The organism is Bacillus sp. SRB3LM (assembly GCF_015712745.1).
GTDB lineage: Bacteria > Bacillota > Bacilli > Bacillales > Bacillaceae_G > Bacillus_A > Bacillus_A thuringiensis_K.
Genome location: NZ_VWVQ01000083.1, coordinates 1 through 3,746, shown reverse-complemented (window position 1 = coordinate 3,746; position 3,746 = coordinate 1). Strand labels below are relative to the sequence as shown.

Here is a 3,746-nt window from a genome sequence, read left to right as displayed (position 1 = left end):
CATCAATATGAATTTGTCCTTGCTGTATATCATAAAAGCGAGTTAACAAATTAATGATTGTTGTTTTCCCTGATCCAGTCGGACCAACTAAAGCAATTGTCTCTCCTGGCTGCGCTTTAAGACTCACTTCTTTTAAAATCGTTTTATTCTCTGCATAGCCAAATGAAACATTCTCAAGTGCAACATGCCCTTGTAAATTTTGTACAACAAATGCGTCTTTTTTATTTTGAATTTCTGGTACCTCATCCATAATCTCAAAAACACGTTCTCCACCAGCAACTGCCGCTTGAATTGTATTCATTAAAGTCGCAAATTGACTTAACGGTCTTGAGAATTGACGAGAATAATTAATAAAAGCTGCAATAACACCTACTGTTGTCATTCCGTTTAAGACCATAACTGATCCAGTCCCAATGACAAGCCCCATACCTAAGTTATTAATAAAGTTCATACTTGGAAAAATAAAAGCTGAAAATGTATCAGCCTTCGTAGCTGAAACTCTTAGCTGTTCATTAATTTTATTGAAATTTTGTACAGTTTCTTTTTCTTTTCCGTACAACGTCGTAACATCCGCACCTGTAATTGCTTCCTCAATAAATCCATTTAATTCACCTAAATCTTTTTGACGCTTCGCAAAGTTTTTACCACTATATGCAACTAGTTTTTTTGTAACGTAAAACATAATAGGTACTGTAATTAAAGTTACAATTGCTAAAATCCAATTTAAAGCGAACATCGCAATCGTTACACCTATAAAAGTTAACGCTGATGAAATAATTTGTACAACACTTTGTGTCAAAGCTTGATTCAAATTATCTATATCATTTGTCACCCGGCTCATTAAATCACCTTGAGAACGCACATCAAAGAACCGTAAAGAAAGCGTTTGGATTTTCTCAAAAATATCTTGTCTTATTTTTTGAATTGTTTTTAATGCAACGTTAATCATGACAAATGTTTGTAACCATGTTAAAAGTACAGTTACACCGTAAATCGCGATAAGTAACATACACATTCTTGCTGTACCACTTAAATCTTTCGGTACAATATATTGATCTATAATGACTCCCATAAAATAGGGACCTAATAATCCAAGTAAAGTAGTAACAACGACTAGAAATATAACAAACATAAGAGCAGCTTTTTGATAGCCCATATAGTTCCATATCCGCATTACAGTTCCTGGAGCATTTTTAGCTTTCCCCATCTTTGGCGTGTTTCGTCCACCTTTATTAGCAAATTGCCCTTGAAAATTACGCATGTTCTTCCCCACCTTCTTTATGCAAATTACCACCTTGGGAAAGATAAATTTCCTGATAAACCTCACTTTGTTCTAATAATTGTTCATGTGTACCATTGCCAACTAATTCACCATTATCTAATACAAGTATTTTATCCGCATCCATTATGGAAGAAATTTTGGACGCAATTAATAAAGTCGTTGTGCCTTTATATTTTGTTTTTAAAGCTGTTTGAATAGTAGCCTCTGATTTCGCATCAACTGCTGATGTAGAATCATCTAATATGAGAATCGGTGGTTTTCTCACAAGTGCCCTTGCAATTGATAGACGTTGTTTTTGTCCACCTGATAAATTTGTCGCACCTTGTGTTAAATTATATTGATAAGATTCTTCCAGCTTATTGATAAACTCAGTCGCACAAGCTGATGCAGCTGCTACTTCCAGCTCATCATGTGTTGCATCTTCTTTACCATAACGTAAATTCTCTTCTATACTACCTGAGAACAACAAAGCCTTCTGAGGTACAAACCCTATTGAAGCACGGAGTTTTTGCAAATCATATGTTTTAACATCTATTCCATCTATACATATTTCACCTTGATCAACATCATATAGACGTGGTAACAGCTTCGCTAAGGTAGATTTACCACTTCCAGTCGATCCAATAATCCCTACTTTTTCACCTTTTTGTATGCTAAACGAAATATCTTTTAAAACGTATTCATTATTTTTCGTATAGCTATAACTAACATTTTTAAATTGAATATTCCCCTCGATTTTCTCAGGTTCGATCGCATTCGCTCCGCTTATAATATCAACCTCTGTATTTAACACTTGCTGTACACGATCCGCAGATGGAAAAGCTCGCGCAATTTGAATAAATACCATGCTAATCGACATAAGTGACATTAAAATGATATTCAAGTAATTAATAAATGCCAAAATCGCTCCTACTTGAAGCGTTCCATTGAATACTTTTTCCCCACCAATCCATAATGTTGCGACAATCCCGCCACTTACAACTAGCATAATGATTGGCATCATTAAAGAAATAAGCTGCACAGCTCGAATATTTATCTTCGTTAAATTTGTATTTACATTTCCAAATTGAGCGATTTCATATTTTTGTCTTACATACGCTTTTATAACACGCACACCAGATAAATTTTCTTGTAACTTTGTATTGACTTTGTCTAATGCCTCTTGCACCTTTTTAAATGTACCACTTGCTTTACTTGCAATTAAAATAATCGCAAGTAATAAAATTGGAATAACTACAAGTAATATTGGAAATAACTCTCGCGCTGTTACAAAAACAATAATTATACTTCCAATAAACAACAGCGGACCACGAACGAGAACACGTAATGTCATTGTCATTGCCGATTGGATGGAAGTGATATCATTCGTCACAATCGTTAATAATTTACCTGTTCCAAATGAATCACGATTATTACTAGAAAATGTTTCTATTGTCGCAAACACATCTTTTCGTATGTCTGTAGCGAAATTAACAGCTGCTTTTGTAGAATACATCATACACCCAAGCCCTCCAACTAAACCGAGTGCTGCTGCTCCTATCATAAGAAGCCCCATTTTTATTACATAATTTAAATCCCGATTTGCAATCCCAACATCAATGATATGTTGCATAATAGTCGGTTGAATTAAGTCCATCGCAACCTCAAGTACCATAAATAGCGGTCCAATAATAGCGAAGAACATGTATGGTTTTAAATACTGTAATAACTTACGAAATGATTTCATACATAATCTCCTTAAAAAAACAGTCTTATATCATATTTTTTAATATTCAAAAAAACAAATAAATACTGATGACGTTAACTCATTTTGGCTCATTAAAGAAAATAAATATTTCAGTTATCATTATTTTGAAATAATCTATCATTTGCATTTCACTCAAATAAATGCATATAACGACTACGTATATACTTAAAAAGGGATTTAACTACCAACGTACCTTTGTTCTGGTACCAACATTTTAAAAGTTAAGAAACCTCCTAATCTTTAATATACTGATGCTATTATTTTAAAAACCATATCCAAACAAAACAAATGTTTAATAAGTAGAACAAGATCGACATTAGAGACATCGATCTTGTAAAGTCAAAAGGGGTTCAAACCACTTATCATACTCTAAAAAGATTAAAATAATTTCTGCTCTGTATTAAGGAACATAAACTATACATATTTGCATTTATGCCATAATTACACGTTCTCCATCAACCCAAATAATAACAATCATTTGTAAGCTCCTTTCTATATGAATAGTATAGTTATACAAAAAATAATATCCCTAATCATTTTTCTCTGGGAATATATGAGGTGGTACAGTAAAACTGGAACACAGTATAGAGATAAATTATTCTATATAAGAGGTGTTTCAGATAAAAAAACAGTATGATGAAACGTTTAAAAAACAATGTGTTGAATTGGTAATCAAAGAAGGGCGTACAATTTCCAGTATTCAAAGAGAATTTGATC

The 3,746-nt window shown here is 33.0% G+C and carries 2 protein-coding genes; both read right to left on the bottom strand.

The features are described from left to right. The coding region (locus tag F3I02_RS27020; protein ID WP_196478608.1) for an ABC transporter ATP-binding protein at nucleotides 1–1,261 on the bottom strand (1,261 nt) is incomplete at its 3' end. Next, entirely contained in the window at nucleotides 1,254–3,008 is a 1,755-nt protein-coding gene (locus tag F3I02_RS27015; RefSeq protein ID WP_196478267.1) for an ABC transporter ATP-binding protein, read from the bottom strand. The genes F3I02_RS27020 and F3I02_RS27015, both read right to left, overlap by 8 nt. Nucleotides 3,009–3,746 lie beyond the last annotated feature (738 nt).